The organism is Megasphaera vaginalis (ex Bordigoni et al. 2020) (genome assembly GCF_900240295.1).
Lineage (GTDB): Bacteria > Bacillota > Negativicutes > Veillonellales > Megasphaeraceae > Megasphaera > Megasphaera vaginalis.
Genome location: NZ_OEQB01000001.1, coordinates 26283 through 45867, shown reverse-complemented (window position 1 = coordinate 45867; position 19585 = coordinate 26283). Strand labels below are relative to the sequence as shown.

Sequence of the window (19585 nt, the reverse complement as noted above, 5' to 3'; positions counted from 1 at the left end):
CGGCTTTTTTTCGTTAGTTATGTATCGACAGGCCAGTTTTTCGGTTCTACGACGTATGTCGTTTGATTTTCAAAGATCACGTAGCCCGGCGCGGCGTGTGCCGGTTTTTTGACATGACGTACCAACGTGCTGTCCACTTCGACTTTGGTGTCGTGGCGGCTTTGGCTGTAATAAGCGGCGAGCTGCGCCGCTTTTTCCAACTGCGCATTTGTCGGCTCGCCTTTATGACAGGCAAGGATGACATGAGAGCCGGCCTGCCCCTTGACATGGAACCAGCGATCATAAGGATGCGCTTTTTTTGTCGTCAGGAAATCATTTTGTCTGTTGTTGCCGCCGATCCAGATTTCCATGCCGTCTGCAGAAACGGTACGGATTTTTTGGGCAAATTCTTTTTTTAGTTTTTCCTTTGCATTGGTGCGAAGCAGATTCATTTGCTGCATTTCCGCCCTGATGTCGGCTAATTCGTCTTTGGTTACGGCCGTTTCCAAAGAATATTCGAGGGAACGGAAATAATCCAGTTGTCGTTGATTGTCCCGCTGCAGTTCCGTTGATTTCTGTTTACGGTTGCGCAGCTTTGTGTACCGCTTGTAATAATGATTGGCGTTATCTGTCATGGAAAGCGCAGCATTCAGGGGGATCGTGACCGCTTCCTGTGTTTCCGACAACAGATTGATAAGGGTCACATTGTCTTCATGAGCGTGTTTCTCGTAAGCGTAGATCATCAGGAGATCGCCGTACAATTTGTACGTATCCATTTTAGCCGTTTCTTTCAGTTCCTGAAAAATACGTTTGATTTTTTTTTCTTGTTTTTCGATTATTTTGGCTACTTTTTTGCGCAGCCGTTCCTGCTCGCCGCTGAGGCTGCCGTGTTCGGCCTGATACTCGCTCAGATAGGTCTGGATCGAAGCGTAATGGCGGACCGGCTTGGCGGCGAACGATTGCAGCGGCAACGGGAAGAGCACCTCTTTTTTGCCGTCAGTGTAGACGTAAGCGCCTCTGACATCACGGAGTTCTTGTCCCAAGGCGGCGATATGTCGGCACCAGCAGGTTAGTTCTGTTGCTGTCAGTGACTTGACGGAAGCGTCCTTGGCTATGCCGGAGAGGAGAGACAGCTCATTCAGGACGACCGTGCTCATGCCGTTAAAACGGCGGAGCATCCACGTACCGAGCGTTTCGTCCGCAGCAGTGCTGCGCAGCATCTCCGCAATCTCTTGCGCCGTAAATTCGAAAGGATTCATGCGCATGAAGTTCGGCGGGAACCCGTACGGCTCTTTCGGCGAAATCGTGCGCAGGGCCTGTTTGTCTTTTCTCGTCTTAATCAGCGCTTCAAGGATGATGCCGTCTTCCGTAAAGATGACGTTGCTGTATTTTCCCATCAGTTCGATGTGAATCTTCCGCGTCGCCAATTTTCCCGAAACGTCGAGGACGTCAACGGCAATTTCGATAAGGCGATCCAAGTGGAGTTGCCTGATCGAAGCGATACGGCCGTTTTCATAATATTTACGGAGGAACATGCAGAGGCCCGTCGGTACATCCGGTGTCGGCGGCATGACAGGAGACACGTACAAGCGGGGCGAATCGTCGAGGGTGATGACCAGGTGGTGCAAGCCGCTGTCGTTGAAGATACGAAAATAAAGCCCCCTGCCGTTTAGCTGGTAGATTTTGGAAATTTGGCCGCCATGAAGGATGGCCGTCAATTCGGTGGTAATGGAATGTAAGGTAATACCGTCAAGATTCATGTTTTTTCTCCTTTATACTACCGTTTATTATAGGAGATTTATGCGAATTAGTAAATCTTCGGTAAAGGGAATGGAAACGATTTCAAACGGGAAAAGGGAATTTTTTCGGAGAAACTGCGTTTCCTGTTGACAGCTTGCGGCCTCTGTATTACGCTAAGAAAACAAGCGCCTGATGAAGAACAGAGAAAGGGCCGGGAGGAGGAATCGGCGTGAACAGCATGACCGGATTCGGCGGCGGCAGCCATAGTGACGGCTCCATCGAAGTGGCAATAGAGCTGCGCTCCGTCAATCAACGTTTTTTGGAATTAAATATTCGTATGCCCCATTCGTATTTGCGTCTTGAAGAGGGGTTGCGCAGAAAGATTAAGGAACACTTACACCGCGGCAAGGTCGACGTTTTCGTAACGGTTAGGGAAATTGCGCCGCAGGCGCCGGAAATTACGGTCGATCTGGCAGCGCTGCGGGCCTGTAAGGAAGCGCTGGAACGGGCCAGAGAAGAGTGCTTTGACGGCGGTTCGACATCGCTTGCCGAGGTCGCGTCGCTGACAAAAGATTGGTTTACGGAGACACCGCCGCGGATCGACGCCGAAGTCTGTCGTCCCGTATTCGAAACGGCGCTGCAAGAGGCGCTGACGAGTCTTATGACGATGCGGCGCCGTGAAGGAGAAACGATACAACGCGACCTGACGGCGCGTGCGGCTTCTTTGCAGGAGATCATTGAAAAAATCGCCGCCAGGCGTCCGGTGATTATGGCGGCTTACGAAGAGCGGCTGCGCAAGCGGATTGAAAAGATGCTGGAACAGGCCGGCAGCAGTGCCGACGAGGGGCGGATTCTGCAGGAAATTGCCGTTTACGCCGATAAATCGGATTTTACCGAAGAAGTTGTACGATTTCGCAGCCATGTGTTACAATTAGAACGACTTTTAAGCGACGGCAATGACGTAGGCCGCTCTCTTGATTTTCTGATGCAGGAAATGAACCGCGAAACGAACACGATCGGTTCCAAAGCTGGCGATCTGGAGGTTACGGAATACGTGTTGCAGCTGAAAAACGAGTTGGAAAAGATTCGCGAACAGATTCAAAATATCGAATAATGGAGACGGCTATGAATTTCAATCTTTTAAATATCGGCTTCGGCAATATGGTCATGGCGCATAAGGTGGTGGCCGTTATCAGCCCCGAATCGGCGCCGATCAAGCGATTGGTGCAGGAAGCGCGGGAGCACAATACGCTGATTGACGCGACCTTTGGCAGAAAGACGCGGGCAGTGCTGATTATGGATCACGGTCAGGTTATTCTTTCGGCAATTCAGGCAGAAACGATATCCCATCGCATTTTGCATGTCGGCGAAGACGTGAGCGACATGTGTCCGGATGAAGGAGACGAAGGATAATGGCGGCGAAAGACAAGGGACTTCTCATCGTCGTTTCCGGCCCGTCAGGCGCCGGGAAAGGCACGATCTGTGACGCCATGCGCCGTGACTTTCCGGAGATCGGCTATTCCATATCCATGACGACACGGCCGCCTCGGCCCGGCGAAATCGACGGCGTCAATTACCGTTTTACGGACAACGCTCATTTTGAAGCGCTCTTGGCAGCCGACGCTTTTTTGGAGTATGCCAAGGTCTATGACCATTATTACGGGACGCCGAAAGATTTCGTTTTCCGCCGGCTGGACGAAGGAAGGCATGTCATGCTGGAAATCGACATTCAAGGCGCTATGCAGGTCCAGGAGAAATACCCGGAAGCCGTGCTGATCTTCATCCTGCCGCCCAGTCTGGCCGTACTGGAGCAGCGGCTCCGCGACCGGCGCACCGACAGTGATGAAGTCATCTGCAAACGCTTGGCCAAAGCGCGCGGTGAACTGGACTGGATAAGACGGTATGATTATGTTATCATAAATGATGATCTGCAGCGGGCCGTCTGCCAGGCCGATGCCATATTGACTGCGGAATGCCGGAAGACGTCGCGCAATGACAATACCATTACGGCAGTCTTGAAACAGTATAAAAGGGGAGAATAATATGCTTATTAAACCGACATTGGAATCGTTAATGACGAAAGTGGACAGCAAATACACCTTGGTAACGTTGGCGGCCAAACGAGCCCGCGAATTGACGGACGGCGACGACCCTTTGGTTGATGTCGATACGAACAAAGTCGTTTCCGTCGCCATGGAAGAAATTGACGAAGGAAAAATTAAATATGAAGTGCCTAAGGTCGGAATTAAATAAAAAGGGGAATTCTCATGTTGCTCGCTAACAAGAAGATCGTACTTGTCATCAGCGGCGGTATCGCCGCGTTCAAAGCGGCCGCCTTGGCCAGTCTCCTCGGCAAGGAAGGGGCTGTCGTGAAATGCGTGATGACGCAGCATGCGACAGCGTTCATCACGCCGCTGACGCTGCGTGAAATTACGGGAAATCCCGTTGCCGTCGATATGTTCGGCGATACCTTTGAGTTCAATATTGAGCACATTGCCCTGGCTCGCTGGGCCGATGCGTTTGTCGTAGTTCCGGCGACGGCCAATATTATCGGCAAAATCGCCAATGGCATTGCCGACGATCTGGCAACAACGACGCTGATGGCTACAAAAGCGCCGGTTATGATCGCGCCGGCGATGAACAGCAATATGTATCTCAATCCCGTCGTTCAGGGGAATTTGCAGAAGCTGAAGGCCTTGGGATATGTCATCGCCGAGCCGGACAGCGGCCGTTTGGCTTGCGGCATTGACGGCGTCGGTCGGCTGCCCGATCCCGACATACTTGTCGAATATATCGAAAAGACTACCTGCAGTTCGGCGCTGCTGCGCGGCAAAAAAGTGCTGGTCACGGCCGGCGGTACGCGGGAACGGATCGATCCGGTCCGCTATATCGGCAATCGTTCCAGCGGCCGCATGGGATTTGCCGTTGCCAAAGCGGCCATGCTGGCCGGCGCCGATGTGACTCTCGTCGCGGCTCCGTCAGCTTTGCCGGCGCCGTTAGGCGTGCATCGCATCGATGTCGGCACGACACTGGAAATGCAGGCCGCTTGCGAGGAGATTTACGATTCCGTCGATCTGGTCGTCAAGGCAGCGGCAGTTGCCGATTATCGCGTTGCCAGGCCGGCGGAAAATAAAATTAAGAAATCGTCGGAAACGTTGACTGTGGAACTGGCTAAGAATCCTGATATTCTGTATGGGTTGGGACAGAAAAAAACGCATCAGGTACTGATCGGTTTTGCCGCTGAAACGACCAATGTCATCGAATACGGTATGGGTAAGTTGAAGAAAAAGAACCTCGACATGCTTGTTGCCAATGATGTCAGCGTCGCCGGCGCCGGGTTTCAGGGGACGACGAATATAGCGACCTTTTTGTTCCCTGACGGGCGCAGCGAGGCGATGGAAATGATGAGCAAGTTTGAATTAGCGCAAAAGATCATCAGCGCCGGCGCCGCTTTGGTCGCTGCGAAAGAAAGCGCTGAGGCGTAAAATAAAAACGTGGAGGCGAGGATACTTTAGGCAAGCCGCAAAGTGTCCTTGTCTGTGTCGTTTGACGAGACTGGAAGGCATGATTTTCATGCGCTTGCGATATAGGAAAACGACGGCGATCTATTGCTTTTTTTTCGTCCTTATTCTATAATACTAAGTACCGTAAATTACATATGTTCCATCAAGAGTCGGCAGAGGGATTGGCCCGATGACGCCGCAGCAACCTTCACTATTGAAAAGGTGCTAATTCCAACAGTGCTTTCACTGGAAGATGGGTAACAAGAACCCCTCTTTTGCAGAGGGGAATTTTTTTACAGGAGGAATGGTAATGGTAAAAAATCGTGAATTTTTCACATCCGAATCCGTAACAGAAGGACATCCCGACAAAATAGCTGACCAGATTTCCGACAGCATTCTGGATGCCATTTTGGCAAAAGATAAACATGCCCGCGTAGCCTGCGAAACGCTGATTACCACAGGAATGGTGCATGTCGTAGGAGAAATTTCCACCAATTGTTATGTCGATATTCCCCATATTGTCCGTGAGACGATACGCGGCATCGGCTACACCCGTGCCAAGTACGGTTTTGACTGCGATACCTGCGGTATCCTTGTCTCTTTGGACGAACAATCTCAGGATATTGCCATGGGCGTTGACGAGGCCCTTGAAGCCAAGGCCGGCAACGGCGAACAATTCGACGCCATCGGCGCCGGCGACCAGGGCATGATGTTCGGTTATGCGACCAATGAAACGGACGAGTACATGCCGCTGCCGATCTCACTTGCTCATCGTTTGGCTCGTCGCCTGGCAAAAATCCGCAAGGAAGACGTGCTGACCTATCTCCGTCCTGACGGCAAAACGCAGGTCACCGTCGAATATGAAGACGGCAAACCCGTACACATCGACACGATCGTCATCTCGACGCAACACAGTCCGGAAGTGACGCGGGAACAGATAGAAAAAGATCTGATCGAAAATGTCATCAAACCGGAAATTCCCGATGGACTGTTCGATGAAAAGACAAAGCTCTTTATCAATCCGACGGGCCGTTTCGTCATCGGCGGTCCGCAAGGTGATTCCGGGCTGACTGGACGCAAAATTATCGTCGATACCTACGGCGGTATGGCGCGCCACGGCGGCGGCGCCTTTTCCGGCAAGGATCCTACGAAAGTGGACCGTTCCGCTGCTTATGCCGCCCGTTATGTGGCTAAGAACATCGTTGCGGCAGGCCTTGCCGATAAGTGCGAAATCCAGCTCGCTTACGCCATCGGCGTGGCTCATCCCGTCTCGATCCATGTGGAAACGTTCGGTACCGGTCACGTCGACACGGACACGATTGTCGCCTTGATCCGCAAACACTTCGATCTGCGTCCGGCAGGCATCATTGAAATGCTTGATTTGCAGCGTCCGATCTATAAGCAGACGGCCGCTTACGGCCATTTCGGCCGGAACGATCTTCATCTGCCTTGGGAGCAGCTGGATAAAGTGGCTGTACTTCGCAGTGAAGCTGGTTTATAATTATCATATCGTACGGTCAAAGGGAGACGAGAGTCTCCCTTTCTTTGTTACCGGGAGGAATGAAAATGATTGCTGACATTATTATCAACATTACGGCAAAACGATTGCAGCAAACGTTCTCGTACAGCGTGCCGCCGTCGCTGCGGCTCCGTGTAGGGGACCGCGTTCTCGTTCCTTTCGGTTCCCGCCATGAAGAGGGCGTCGTTATCGCTTTGCGGTCAGGTGAAGCGGCTGCGTCTCCGTATGCTTTGAAAAACGTGGCGGCTCTCTTGTCGGAAGAGGCGGGATTTCAAGCGGAAATGATCGATACGGCGTTCTGGATCAGCCAGTACTACGTTTGCAACTTTGCCGACGCCTTGCGCCTTTTTATGGTGGAAAAGCACGGTCTGCGCCAAACCCGCGTTCTTTCTCTTTCGGCAAGGGGGAGCGACGTTGCCGCGTCGGAGCCGGCGTTGGCCTTTGCGGCGGCAGAAGGGGAGCAGGCGGAAAAAAACTTTCGCAGCCGCTTTGGCGACGGCGTCGTCGACAGACTGCTGAAACAGGGCTTGCTGCTTCGCAGAAATGTGACGGAAAACAGAATCGCTGCGAAAACGGAACCGTATCTCGTCTTTTGCGCTGCCGATACGGCGGGTATCCTGCGGCGGCGCAAGAGACAGGCGGAACTCTTGTCGCTCTTGCAGGAAAAAGGCGAAATGCCGCTGGCCGATGTGCTGCGAAGCGGTTACAGCCGCGATACAACTGTAGCGCTTTGCAAGACCGGGCTGGCTGAACGAAGGGACAAAATTCGCCGGACGACGGCTTTGCCACTGGCTGCCGCCGCCGATACGACGTGGCCCTTGACTGACGAGCAGCAGGCTGTTCTCGCAAGCGTGCGGAGTGAGGGGCATCATCGAACCTTCGTCCTGCACGGCGTTACCGGCAGCGGCAAGACGGAGGTCTATTTGCAGTTGGCGAAGGATGCCTTGGCCGCAGGACGGCAGGTTCTCGTCCTGGTTCCCGAAATCGCGCTGACCGGACAGATCGTCAGACGCTTTACGGCCCGTTTCGGCGATGACGTCGTCGTCATGCACAGCCGCCTTTCCAAAGGGGAACGGGAAAACAACCGCCGCCGCATGCAAAACGGCGAGAGCCATATTTGCATCGGCGCCCGTTCCGCCGTCTTCACGCCGGTGCAGGCGCTGGGGCTGGTGATCGTCGATGAAAGCCATGACAGTTCTTATAAGCAGGACGAATCGCCTCGTTATCATGCCGTGTCCGTTGCCAGAAAACGAGCCGCTTATTACGATTGTCCTGTTATTTTGGGCAGCGCTACGCCGGCTATTGCCGACTATTATCTGGCTCGGCGCGGCGTCTATACGCTGCTGACCTTGACTAAGCGAGTTATGGGGCGTTCGCTGCCGCAGACGGAACTGGTCGATATGCGGGAAGAACTGGCGCGCGGCAACTACAGCGTCATCTCTTCCTCTTTAGAAGCGCTTCTGGCGGAGACGCTGGCAGCTCGGCGGCAGGCCATCGTCCTCTTGAATCGCCGCGGCTTTTCGACCTTCGTCATGTGCCGCAAATGCGGCTACGTTGTCAAATGCGATACGTGCGACGTAGCGATGGTTTATCACAAACATGCCGAAACGCTGCGTTGCCATTATTGTGACGCTGAAAAAGCCGTTCCAGTCGTTTGCCCTGCCTGTGGCAGCAAATTTATCAAGTTTTTCGGCTCCGGGACGGAAAAAGTGGAAGCTCGGCTTCAAGAACTGTTTCCGGCGGCCCGCATCATTCGGCTCGATCAGGATACGACGACGCGGAAAAACAGCAGCGATCATATTATTGAAGCTTTTCGCCGCCACGAATATGATATTCTCCTGGGCACACAAATGGTCGCCAAAGGACATGATTTCGCCGGAGTCAACGCCGTCGGCATCCTTGCTGCCGACAGTCTTCTCAATCTGCCGGCGTACTGGGCCGGCGAACGGACTTTTCAGCTATTGACGCAGGCTTCCGGCAGAGCCGGCCGCGGCGATTTTCCCGGCCGCGTCGTCATGCAGACCTATGCGCCGGAGCATTATGTCATGCAGTGCAGTGCCGCCCAGGACTATCGCGCGTTTTACGAGGCCGAGCTTGTCTTTCGCAGAGAATTGCGTTATCCGCCGTTTGCATCGTTGATCAAGGTAGTTATTACCGATGCCGACGAGGTAGTCGCCGGTAAGAAAGGCAATGAACTGGCCGCCTTGCTGCGGGGCTTTTGCGGCGAAAACGGCAAGGATGTGGAAGTAATCGGTCCGTACGTGGATATTATCAAGAAAATACGCAATAAGTACAGGCTTGTCATTCTCCTGCGCGGTCAGGATATGGAGGCGGTAAAAGGGTATATGAAAGAAGCAGCCGCTTTCTGGCAGCACGGCATCATGATTGATGTGGAACCGACCTATTGAAGTAAGAACGTTATTAATCATGGCGGCAGACGGCATGGCGCAAAGATGACTTCGTCTTTTGAGTGACTGCGCTCCAACCGGTACGTCGCTCTATGCTTATTGCGGTGAATGGTATATAATTATTTAGATATGGAATCTTGTTGTTCGGCTGTAAGCCGCAGCAATCCGTTGGAATGATTATTTTGCCGCCCCCTTTTCGGCAGGCAATCATATGTTGAGGTGAAAGATGGCTGTTTTACGCATTACAAAAGCCGGCGATCCCGTCCTGAAAGGGCAGGCGCAACCGGTCAAAACGATTACGAAACGCATTAAGCGCTTATTGGATAATATGGCGGAAACGATGTATGCCGCCGAAGGAGTCGGTCTTGCCGCGCCGCAGGTTAACGAATCGCTGCAACTTGTCGTCCTTGACGACGGCAACGGCCTTATTGAACTGATTAATCCGGAACTGCTGGAGGCGTCGGAAGAAATGGAACTCGGCGCGGAAGGTTGCCTCAGTGTTCCCGGCTATTACGGTGACGTGAGCCGGCATAAAAAGATCACCGTCAGGGCGCGCAACCGTTACGGGAAGGAGATCATTTACGAGGTGGAAGGGTTTCTGGCTCGTATTTTCCAGCATGAAATGGATCACCTGCAGGGCGATCTCTTCATTGAAAAGGCAACTAATTTGCGGAAAGTCGGTGAATGATGGAAAAACAGCGCATTGTTTTTATGGGCACGCCGGATTTTGCCGTGCCGGCTTTGCAGGCGATTCACGCTGCGGGACACACGATCGCCGCTGTTTTTACGCAGCCCGACAAGCAACGAGGCCGCGGCAAAAAGGTCTCGTTCTCTCCGGTCAAAGAAGCCGCCCTGGCCTTGGGACTGCCTGTCCATCAGCCTGACTCCCTGCGGCCCGCGGCGTCTGTCGCGCTGGTTCGATCCTATGCGCCGACTGTGATCGTCGTCATCGCCTATGGTAAAATTTTGCCGCGTGAGATTTTGGATATACCGCCGTATGGCTGTCTCAATGTGCATGCTTCGCTGCTGCCCCGTTTTCGCGGCGCCGCGCCGATTCAGTATGCCATCAAAGAGGGCGACGGCGTCAGCGGCGTGACGATTATGGGGCTGGACGAAGGAATGGATACGGGCCCGATTCTGAAACAGGCGGAAATACGGCTGACAGCTAAGGAAACGACAGGCACTTTGTTTGCCAAATTGGCTCAATTGGGAGCGCAGACGCTTTTGCCCGTACTGGCGGAACTTTCACAGGCTTTGCGCCAAGCGCGGCCGCAAGATGAAAGGCTGGCTGTCTATACGGCGAAGATCACGAAAGAAATGACCAATATCGACTGGCATCAAGATGCAGCCGTTATTGAACGGTGGTTGCGTACTCTTGATCCTCATCCCGGCGCGTATACGTTCTGGCAGGGGCAGCGCTTGAAAATTTGGGCGGCCGATGTTACCGAAGGAGGCGATGCCGCGCCGGGAACGATTATTGCAGTAACGAAAAAAGCGCTTATCGTGCAGGCGGGGAAAGGCGCTTTGCGCATTACGGAGCTGCAGCCAGAGAGCCGGAAGCGAATGGCGGCGGCCCAATTCCTGCAAAGCCATCAGCCCGCTGTCGGCGAAAAGCTGACTGCTGCCGGGTAATCCGTTGATAAGGAAGAAAGGGCACGGCAGTTTCTTTTTTGATGATGATAAATGAGATAGGAGTTTTTCATGAATGTGCGTGAACTTGCTTGCCGCAGCCTTCTCACGATTTGTAAGGATGACGGTTACAGCAATATTGTCGTTTCGCAAACGATAGAGAAAAATAAATTGACCGACAGAGACCGTCGTTTTTATACGGAGTTGGTATACGGTACGCTGCGTCATGTAAACTATTTGGATTGGATTATCGGCCAATTGAGCTCACGCAGTCTGAGCCGGCTCGATCCTCTTTGTTTGGTTATCGTTCGGCTCGGTATATACCAGATCTATCAAATGGATAAAGTGCCCGAATCGGCTGCCTGCAATGAAAGCGTCAATTTGGCGACGAAGCTTGGCAACAGCGGCATGGCGAAATTTGTTAACGCCATGTTGCGCGGCAGCATCCGCCGCAAAAGCGAATTCGTCATTCCTGCGGCGGAAGACGACCTCGTCCGTCATCTGTCCCTGACCTATCACCAACAGGAATGGTTGATCAAAAAGTGGCTGCAATGGTACGGCGCCGCCGATACGCTGTCGCTGTGCCGCTATTTTGACGGCAAACCGGAACTGTGTTTGCGAACGAATACGACGGTGACGACACGACAGGCTTTGATGGAGAAACTGCGGCAAGCGGATATCGCTTGCCATGAAGCTGTTCACAGCAGTGAAGGCATTTATCTGGAAACGAATCCCGGCATGAGGCGCTTGGAACAGGTCGTCGGTAAGGGCGCTATCGTTCAGGATGAACCGTCACAACTGGTGGCTCACGTCGTCGGACCGCAGCCGAGTGACGTCATCTTTGACATCTGTGCCGCCCCCGGCGGCAAGACAACGCACTTGGCAGCGCTTGGCGGCAATAAGGCCGTCGTATACGGCTGTGATATTTACGAGCATAAAATAAAACTTATCGAAGATAACGCCCGCCGTCTCGGTTTGACCAATGTGCGCCCCTTGTTGCAGGACGGCATGACGATCGGTGATATTTACAGCGCCAGCGCCGACCGCGTCCTTGTCGACGCACCGTGCTCCGGGCTCGGCGTGCTGCGGCACAAGCTCGATCTGCGCTGGCGAAAACGTCCCGGCGATCTCCGCAATTTGCCGCAGCTCCAACTCCGTCTCCTGACCAGCGCCGCCAAATGCGTCAAACCGGGCGGCGTCCTCGTTTACAGCACCTGTACGCTGAACGATGGGGAGAACGGCGCTGTTGTCGACGCTTTTCTGAAAGAACACGGCGACTTCACTGTCGTGCCCATCGGCAGCACGTTGGGCTTTGCGCAGGCAGGTCCTTATTTGCAGCTCTTGCCGCAGCGCGACGGACTGGACGGATTTTTTATTGCTAAAATGATCAAAGAAGGTACGCCATGATCGATATCTTCAGTCTGACGAAAACAGCCTTGGAAGCGATTCTCCTGCAGCAGGGAATCAGGCGATTTCGGGCCGATCAGATATTCACGTACATCTACGGACGCCACGTTTTCGACTGGGACGAAATGATACTTTTACCGAAAAAAGACAGAGACGTATTGAAGGCGAAGCTGCCCATTTACTTTCCCAGGCTTCTCGCCAGGCAGGAAGCGGCTGACGGTGAAACGGTCAAATTGTTGCTGGAACTGCATGACGGCGAAACGGTGGAGACCGTGCTGATGAAGCATGACTATGGCAATTCCGTCTGTCTCTCGTCGCAAGTCGGTTGCGCCGTGAACTGCGCTTTTTGCGCTTCGGCCAAGAACGGCTTCGTCCGCAACCTGAGTGTCGGCGAAATGGTGGTACAGCTGCTGGCTTTCCGTAAATATGTGACGCCCGATCTGCACTCCGTCGTCATCATGGGAACAGGCGAGCCCTTGTTGAATTATGATAACGTTTTGGCCTTTCTTCGCCTGATCCACGAGAAAGATACGTTTTATCTGGGATACCGCAATATGGCTCTGTCGACGTCGGGAATCGTGCCTGCTGTAGACAGACTGGCGGCAGAAGGCTTGCCGCTGACGCTGGCCATTTCGCTGCACGGGCCGACGAATGCAATCCGCCGGCAGATCATGCCCCTTACCGATACTTATGACGTGCCTGCCGTTATCGCTGCCGGCGACCGATATTTTGCCGCAACGGGGCGCAAGGTAACGTATGAATACATTCTGATCAAAGATGTCAACTGTACGCCGGCCTGTGCCGAAGAACTGGCGCGCCTCATGAAAGGAAAGAACATCCTGATCAATCTGATCCCCATTAACGATAATTATGACGTCGGTCTGCGGCGGCCTGCGCGCAGGGAGATTGACGCTTTCGCCCGGTATTTGAAGGAGCGGGGCATTCCGGTTACGCTGCGGCGGGAAATGGGCAGTCGGATCCGGGCCGCCTGCGGACAGCTTCGCATTCGGCGGGAGCAAGAGGAATCTTGACACTTTTTATAAAAATGTGTTTAATAAAGTGGACATAGCTGAAGCCGTGAGAGGACGTGAAAATTTGACAATATACGGTGAAACGAAGATCGGACTGGTCCGCAGCCTGAACGAAGACGCCTTCGCAATCAGCGAGGCCCGTGACATTATGCTCGTCGCCGATGGGATGGGCGGCTACGTAGGCGGGGAAATTGCCAGCAAAACGGCGGTGGAAGCCGTTCTTTACTACTTCAATAACTATACCTATGCCTCGACCAGGCAGCTGGAAAAGGTGATCCAATATGCCAATTCATGCATCCTCAGCAAAATCGCGATCGAACCGTCTCTGCAAGGAATGGGGACGACGCTTTCGCTCCTGACGTTGTCGGAGGGCAATGCCTTTTGGGGGCACGTCGGCGACAGCCGCATTTATCTTTTCCGTGACGGCGACCTGACACAGATTACGCCGGATCACACCTTCGTACAGGAACTGCTTGATCAGGGCCGGATCACGCAAGCTGAAGCCGCAGATCATCCCGATCGTCACGTTCTGACCAGGGCTGTCGGCGTCGATCAGGAACTGGAAGTCGCAATCGGCGCCTTTCCGGTACGGGAAAACGACAGACTGCTCCTTTGCTCCGACGGACTGACGTCATCTCTGTCGGAAGAAATTATCGTCGAAGCGCTCAGCGATTATCGCCGCAGCGAAAAAGAAATCATCAGGCGCCTCTTTGACTTGGTCTATGAAGCAGGCGCAAAAGATAATGTTACCGCAATTTTAGCTACTTTATGACATCATAGGCCGACGCGACGAACAGGCTGCGTACGGCTCGGAGATTCGGAGAAAGTGGTGGAACATCAAATATGATTAATCATATTTTGGATAACAGATATAAAATATTGGAGCTCGTAGGTGAAGGCGGTATGGCCAGCGTATATAAAGCGCAGGACATTCTCCTTGACCGCATCGTTGCCATCAAGGTGTTGGACAGCAAATACGGTATTGACCATGATTTCGTCGTTCGTTTCCATAAAGAAGCGCAGGCGGCGGCCAGGCTCTCACACCCCAATATTGTCAATATATATGACGTCGGTTATGATGCCGGCGTGCACTATATCGTCATGGAATTCGTCCGCGGCGAAACGCTTAAGGATTACATTTCCAAGCATGGCCATTTGCCGATCAATACGGCCATGCGGATTACCTTCGATATCGGCGAAGCCTTGGAGCACGCCCATGCCAACGGTATCGTCCACTGCGATATTAAGCCGCATAATATTCTGGTCACCGAGACGGGACGGATCAAAGTCGCCGATTTCGGCATTGCCCGAGCCGTTAACTCCAATGCCGCCGAAATGGCGGACACGTCGGTTCTCGGCTCCGTCCATTATTTCTCGCCGGAACAGGCGAGCGGCGGGCAGGTCGACGAACGGACGGATATTTATTCTCTCGGCGTCGTCATGTATGAAATGATGACCGGCGTCGTTCCTTTTGAAGGAGATACGGCGATCAGTATAGCGCTGCAGCATGTGCAGGATGAAATTCCGCTGCCGACGAAATACAACCGCCGCATACCGCAGCTCGTCGAGCGCTGCATCCTGAAAGCCATGGCCAAGAACGCCGACGACCGGTTCCAGACGATCGGGGAAATGATTGCCGAGCTGCGGCTGGCGCAGGGATTCGTCAATACGAATAAGGGCGCCATGCCGATCATCAAAAATAATTTTAATACGCAGAAGCTGCCGCCTGTCGCCGCGCAGGAAGAGGCGGCGCGAAAGCCGGGAAAAGCGAATATTTTCGTTCGTTTTCTCGACTCGATCAGCAACCATTCGAAAAAATCGATTATCGTGACGATGCTGGGCATTTTCATTGCCGCCTTTGCCTGGGCGTTTTTCTCCTTCGGCAATTTCTGGAGCACGGAAGATATCATCGTGCCCGATGTGACCGGGAAACAGATCGAAATCGCGCGCCGTATGTTGGAAAAGAAAGATCTTGCCGTTTCGGTCAAGGAAATGGAAAATGACCAGGTGCCGATCGGAGAGGTCATTTCGCAAACGCCGTCAGGCGGGTCCGTCGTCAAAGCTAACCGCACGATTTATCTTACGGTCAGCAAAGGGGCGAGCGGTTCGGAAGTATTGATTCCCGACTTGCGCGGACTGACTGTTGAAGAGGCCGATAAGAAGTTGCAGGAAATCAGGCTTTCCATCGGCAATGTCAGCTATGCCGAAAGCAGCGAGTATGGTGACGGCAAGATTATCAGTCAAACGCCGTCGGCGCCGCAAAAAGCCAAAAAAGGTACGAAGATCGACGTTGTCGTCTGCAAGAAGGGGAGCAGCGAAAAATCGGCCAAGAATGCGCCGAACACGAGCGGCATGACCTTAACCGACGCGATTAAGACCTTGGAAGGCGCGGGCTATACGGTCGGCACCATTTCCGGACTCGATGCGGCGAAAGACAACAGCAAAGCCAAAGTCACGACGCAGACGCCGAAAGACGGCAGCACTGTCGATCTTTCCGTTATCTATCCGGCTGCCGCCGCAACCGATTCGAACCAAGGCGGAGAAACGGGTACGACGCGGACGGGAACCGTCAATATCAGCGTGCCTGCCGGTGCCGCCAATCAACATGTTCAAATTGTCGTTGATGATGAGAACGGCTCGCGCGTCGTCTACGACCGCAACCAGTCCGGCGGTGACAGTATTACAAAAAATGTCAGCGGTACGGGGAAAACCCATGTAAAGGTATATGTCAATAATGTTTTAGTACAAGAACAGAATCTCTAGGAGGAACATGACCACAGGACGTGTCATCAAAAATTATAACGGCTATTATTACGTTCGCTGCGGCGGTGGGTTGACCGAATGCCGCCGCCGCGGCAGGATGAAGGCGAAGGTCGTCGTCGGCGATATTGTTGAAATCACGGAACTGGGGAACGGAAAGGGCGTAGTGGAAGCCGTTTTGCCGCGGCGGAACGCTTTGCGCCGTCCGGCTGTCGCCAATATCGATCAGATGGTGATCATTATGGCGGCCCGGTCGCCGGATCCGAATCGATTTTTGGTCGACAAGATGCTTATGACCTGTGAATATGACCATATTCACCCGAAACTCTGTTTCAACAAGTGTGATCTGGATCGGCAGCAGGCGGAACGATATGCCGCTTTTTACCGAAAATGCGGCTATGAAGTCTATCTGGCTTCCGCTCATTCCGGTGAAGGCCTTGCGGCTTTGCGCGCCATACTGCCGCGGCAGATGACGGCCTTTGCCGGGCCGTCCGGTGTCGGCAAATCGAGTCTCCTGGCGCGTTTGCTCGGCCGCAGTGACCTGTCCGTCGGCGCGGTCAGTGAAAAAATCGGGCGCGGTCGTCATACGACACGTCATTCGGAGATTATGGAATTTTCGCCGGACACTTTTGTCGTCGATACGCCCGGCTTCAGCGCCCTCGATTTCGAACATCTGGCGGAAACGGAAGTGATCGGACTTTTTCCCGATCTGGCCGCCTATGCGGGGCAGTGCCGTTTTTCGTCGTGCCGCCATCTGACGGAGCCGGATTGTTCCGTCAAGGCCGCCTTAGCGGACGGGTTGATTCAGCCGGAGCGCTATGAAACATACTGTAAGATCATGACTTCTCTCAAAGAAAGGAAATGACGGTAATGATATACATCGGACCTTCTGTTTTATCTGCCGACTTCTCACGCTTGGCCGAAGAGATCAAGGACGTGGAAGCCAAAGGGGCGGACTATATTCATCTCGATCTGATGGATGGCCATTTCGTTCCCAATCTGACCTTCGGCGTGCCGGTTATCGCCAAGTTGCGGAATTGTACGACACTGCCGCTCGACGCTCATCTCATGGTGGAGCATCCGGAAACGTACGTTGACGGTTTGGCCAAGGCCGGCGTGACGTACGTAACTGTTCATCAGGAGGCCTGTCCTCATCTGGATCGTCTTTTGCAGCAGATTCACGAAGCCGGCATGAAAGCCGGCGCGGCCCTGAACCCGGCGACGCCGGTAGCAACCTTGCAGTGCGTGGCGCCGCTTCTCGACATGATCCTGATCATGAGCGTCAATCCCGGATTCGGCGGTCAGCGGTTCATTCCGTACACCCTCGCCAAGATCAAGGAGGCCGGAGATCTTCTGGCGGCAGTCGGCAATAAAACGGCTGTTATTGAAGTCGACGGCGGCGTTAATGCGGATACGGCCGCTGCCGTAAAAGCCGCCGGCGCGACCTTCCTCGTTGCAGGCAGCGCCGTTTTCGGCGCCGCAGACAGGCGGGCCGCCATTGCTGCGCTGCGGTAATACTTGTCATGCGTATGCCTTTATGATATAATTTTTCTGTAAATACTATACGTATCATATAGTCTTTGGGGCAAGGTGCGAAAGCGACGCTTTCAATTCCTGACCGGCGGTCATAGTCCGCTAACCTCCTTCGGAGGTTGAACCGATGCGATTTCGGTACCGACAGTACAGTCTGGATGGAAAAAGACGGCAGGCTTGTTTTTGTTGTGCTTAAAAGGCTATTGGAACAGCTCCCAATAGCCTTTTTTTATATGATACCGAAAGGAAGGAACGTGTTGGAACCGATAGAATACATGAGAGAAGCACTGGCTCTGGCAAGGCTCGGACTCGGCTACACGACGCCCAATCCGGCTGTCGGCTGTGTTCTCGTCAAGGACGGCAGGATCGTCGGAAAGGGGTACCATCATCAGGCCGGCACGCCGCATGCTGAGGTTTGGGCTCTGCGTGAAGCAGGTGAAGCCGCCAACGGTGCAACTGCTTACGTGACCTTGGAACCGTGTTCCCATTACGGCAGGACGCCGCCGTGCGCCAAGACGCTGGCCGAACACGGCATTGCCAAGGTATACATGGCCATGCTGGATCCCAATCCTCTTGTAGCCGGTAAAGGGGCCGCCATTCTGCGGCAGGCCGGCATTCCCGTAGAGATCGGCCTGTTATCGGGAGAAGCGGCGCAGCTGAACGAAGTTTTCATCAAGAACATGCTTGTCGAAAAGCCTTTTATCGCCGTGAAGCTGGCGCAGAGTCTCGACGGTTGCACGGCGTCACGGACGGGGCGGTCGCAGTGGATTACGAATGACTGGGCGCGGTCGCACGGGCATTATCTCCGCTCGACTTACGACGCGATCCTCGTCGGCATTCACACAGTGGAAACCGACAATCCTCTGTTGACGAGCCGCATCAGGCGGGACGATCACGACGCGCCGCATCAGCCGATCCGTGTCGTTCTCGATACAAAGGGGCGAATCTCCCTGAAGTCGTTAGTCGTTACCGACAAGACGACGACGACGATCGTCGTGACGACTTTCTTATGCCCCGTCGAAAAGATGCGGGCTTTGAAGCGAGCAGGTGTCAAAATTCTGCTGGCGCCGCTTCACGACGGAAAATGCGTCGATTTGCCGGCGGCCCTGAACTTGTTGTATCGGGAAGAAGGCATTAGGAGCATTCTCGTAGAGGGCGGCAGTACTATTCACGGCAGTTTCTTCGATCATAAACTGGTCGACAAGGTGTATGCCTTTATCGGCAATAAAGTAATCGGCGGTGAGAAGGCGACGACAGCGGTCGGCGGCATGGGTGTCGACAGCCTTGACGAATGTATGACGCTTACGTATGAAAATGCCGAGATTCATGACGGGAATATCCTGATTACGGCGTATAACGCGGAACGGGAGGGAACGTATGTTCACTGGAATCATTGAGGAATTGGGAACTGTCGGCGCCATGGACCGCAAGGCCGATTCCATTCGGCTGACTGTTGAAGCGAAGAAGGTGCTGGAAGGAACGCAGATCGGCGACAGCATTGCCGTCAACGGCGTCTGCCTGACCGTTACGACGATGACGGCGTCTTCTTTTACTGCCGACGTCATGCACGAAACGATGCGCCGTTCGTCGCTGCGCGACATCCGCAGCGGTTCGCAGGTGAATCTGGAACGGGCCTTGCAGCTCGGCAGCCGTTTGGGCGGACATATCGTCAGCGGCCATATCGACAGTATGGGCCGCATACAGCAGATCGCTACGGACGGCATTGCCCGCGTGCTGACAATCGCCATTGAAAAGGAACTGTCACCCTTCATTGTCGAGAAAGGTTCCATTGCTATCGACGGTATCAGCCTGACCGTTGCCTCTGTTTCCGCCGAGGCGTTTACCGTTTCCGTCATTCCCCACACCATGGCGAATACGACGTTGCTCACGAAAAAAGTCGGCGCCGTCGTCAATCTGGAAACGGATATGATCGGCAAATACGTCCATAATTTTACGGCGGACTATACGGCGCGGGGCAAGGGCAAGCTGTCGCTGCAGTCACTGCTGGAAAATGGTTTTTAAGAGTTAACTCTCTGACAATACATACATAAACGATAAAGATAGGAGCGTGTACAC

General features: G+C 53.7%; 18 protein-coding genes and 2 riboswitches. Of the genes, 17 read left to right on the top strand and 1 reads right to left on the bottom strand.

The genetic code is table 11. The annotated features are described in order from the left end of the window. Window positions 1-17: 17 nt before the first annotated feature. On the bottom strand, window positions 18-1739 hold the full coding sequence (locus tag C0977_RS00215; protein WP_101911995.1) for an Rqc2 family fibronectin-binding protein: 1722 nt from the start codon (window positions 1737-1739) through the stop codon (window positions 18-20). Between the two features lie 218 nt (window positions 1740-1957). Here C0977_RS00215 and C0977_RS00210 point away from each other — a divergent pair, with 218 nt between their 5' ends. The 17 genes from C0977_RS00210 to C0977_RS00130 all read left to right on the top strand — a co-directional run bounded on the left by C0977_RS00210 (window position 1958) and on the right by C0977_RS00130 (window position 19531). Continuing rightward, window positions 1958-2833: a YicC/YloC family endoribonuclease gene (locus C0977_RS00210; protein WP_196806850.1), complete on the top strand. Its 876-nt coding sequence runs from the start codon at window positions 1958-1960 to the stop codon at window positions 2831-2833. Between the two features lie 11 nt (window positions 2834-2844). Then, complete coding sequence (gene remA, locus C0977_RS00205) at window positions 2845-3132, top strand: extracellular matrix/biofilm regulator RemA (protein ID WP_023053448.1); 288 nt, start codon at window positions 2845-2847, stop codon at window positions 3130-3132. After that, entirely contained in the window at window positions 3132-3761 is a 630-nt protein-coding gene (gene gmk, locus C0977_RS00200) for a guanylate kinase (RefSeq protein WP_101911994.1), read from the top strand. Before remA ends, gmk begins: the two co-directional genes overlap by 1 nt. Window position 3762: 1 nt before the next feature. Further along, window positions 3763-3972 (top strand): DNA-directed RNA polymerase subunit omega, encoded by a 210-nt coding sequence (rpoZ, locus tag C0977_RS00195; RefSeq protein WP_023053503.1) that lies wholly within the window; start codon window positions 3763-3765, stop codon window positions 3970-3972. Window positions 3973-3986: 14 nt separating this feature from the next. Then, window positions 3987-5204 carry a bifunctional phosphopantothenoylcysteine decarboxylase/phosphopantothenate--cysteine ligase CoaBC gene (gene coaBC, locus C0977_RS00190; RefSeq protein WP_023053511.1) on the top strand — a complete coding sequence of 406 codons (1218 nt, stop codon included), beginning with the start codon at window positions 3987-3989 and terminating at the stop codon, window positions 5202-5204. Window positions 5205-5379: 175 nt separating this feature from the next. Continuing rightward, a riboswitch (SAM riboswitch) is annotated at window positions 5380-5482 on the top strand. 50 nt (window positions 5483-5532) lie between these two features. Then, a complete protein-coding gene (gene metK / locus C0977_RS00185; RefSeq protein ID WP_023053433.1) occupies window positions 5533-6723 on the top strand; it encodes a methionine adenosyltransferase in 1191 nt (396 codons plus the stop codon). 65 nt (window positions 6724-6788) lie between these two features. Then, window positions 6789-9149 carry a replication restart helicase PriA gene (gene priA / locus C0977_RS00180; protein ID WP_101911993.1) on the top strand — a complete coding sequence of 787 codons (2361 nt, stop codon included), beginning with the start codon at window positions 6789-6791 and terminating at the stop codon, window positions 9147-9149. Between the two features lie 226 nt (window positions 9150-9375). Next, window positions 9376-9837, top strand: coding sequence for a peptide deformylase (gene def / locus C0977_RS00175; protein WP_023053465.1), 462 nt, complete (start codon window positions 9376-9378; stop codon window positions 9835-9837). Further along, window positions 9837-10781, top strand: coding sequence for a methionyl-tRNA formyltransferase (gene fmt / locus C0977_RS00170; RefSeq protein WP_101912318.1), 945 nt, complete (start codon window positions 9837-9839; stop codon window positions 10779-10781). Before def ends, fmt begins: the two co-directional genes overlap by 1 nt. A gap of 69 nt (window positions 10782-10850) precedes the next feature. Continuing rightward, window positions 10851-12185, top strand: a complete 1335-nt coding sequence (rsmB, locus tag C0977_RS00165; protein ID WP_101911992.1) for a 16S rRNA (cytosine(967)-C(5))-methyltransferase RsmB — start codon at window positions 10851-10853, stop codon at window positions 12183-12185. Continuing rightward, the gene (rlmN, locus tag C0977_RS00160; protein ID WP_101911991.1) at window positions 12182-13216 is read left to right on the top strand and encodes a 23S rRNA (adenine(2503)-C(2))-methyltransferase RlmN; all 1035 of its coding nucleotides are present in this window, start codon (window positions 12182-12184) and stop codon (window positions 13214-13216) included. Before rsmB ends, rlmN begins: the two co-directional genes overlap by 4 nt. 64 nt (window positions 13217-13280) lie before the next feature. Then, a complete protein-coding gene (locus C0977_RS00155) occupies window positions 13281-13988 on the top strand; it encodes a Stp1/IreP family PP2C-type Ser/Thr phosphatase (protein ID WP_101912317.1) in 708 nt (235 codons plus the stop codon). Window positions 13989-14059: 71 nt separating this feature from the next. Then, window positions 14060-15979: a Stk1 family PASTA domain-containing Ser/Thr kinase gene (gene pknB / locus C0977_RS00150; RefSeq protein WP_023053421.1), complete on the top strand. Its 1920-nt coding sequence runs from the start codon at window positions 14060-14062 to the stop codon at window positions 15977-15979. 7 nt (window positions 15980-15986) lie between these two features. Beyond that, on the top strand, window positions 15987-16841 hold the full coding sequence (rsgA, locus tag C0977_RS00145; protein WP_101911990.1) for a ribosome small subunit-dependent GTPase A: 855 nt from the start codon (window positions 15987-15989) through the stop codon (window positions 16839-16841). A gap of 5 nt (window positions 16842-16846) precedes the next feature. Beyond that, a complete protein-coding gene (gene rpe, locus C0977_RS00140) occupies window positions 16847-17491 on the top strand; it encodes a ribulose-phosphate 3-epimerase (protein ID WP_101911989.1) in 645 nt (214 codons plus the stop codon). Window positions 17492-17548: 57 nt separating this feature from the next. Further along, window positions 17549-17683, top strand: a riboswitch (FMN riboswitch). A gap of 83 nt (window positions 17684-17766) precedes the next feature. Next, the gene (gene ribD / locus C0977_RS00135) at window positions 17767-18906 is read left to right on the top strand and encodes a bifunctional diaminohydroxyphosphoribosylaminopyrimidine deaminase/5-amino-6-(5-phosphoribosylamino)uracil reductase RibD (RefSeq protein ID WP_101912316.1); all 1140 of its coding nucleotides are present in this window, start codon (window positions 17767-17769) and stop codon (window positions 18904-18906) included. After that, window positions 18887-19531, top strand: coding sequence for a riboflavin synthase (locus C0977_RS00130; protein WP_101911988.1), 645 nt, complete (start codon window positions 18887-18889; stop codon window positions 19529-19531). Before ribD ends, C0977_RS00130 begins: the two co-directional genes overlap by 20 nt. The last annotated feature ends 54 nt before the right edge of the window (window positions 19532-19585 follow it).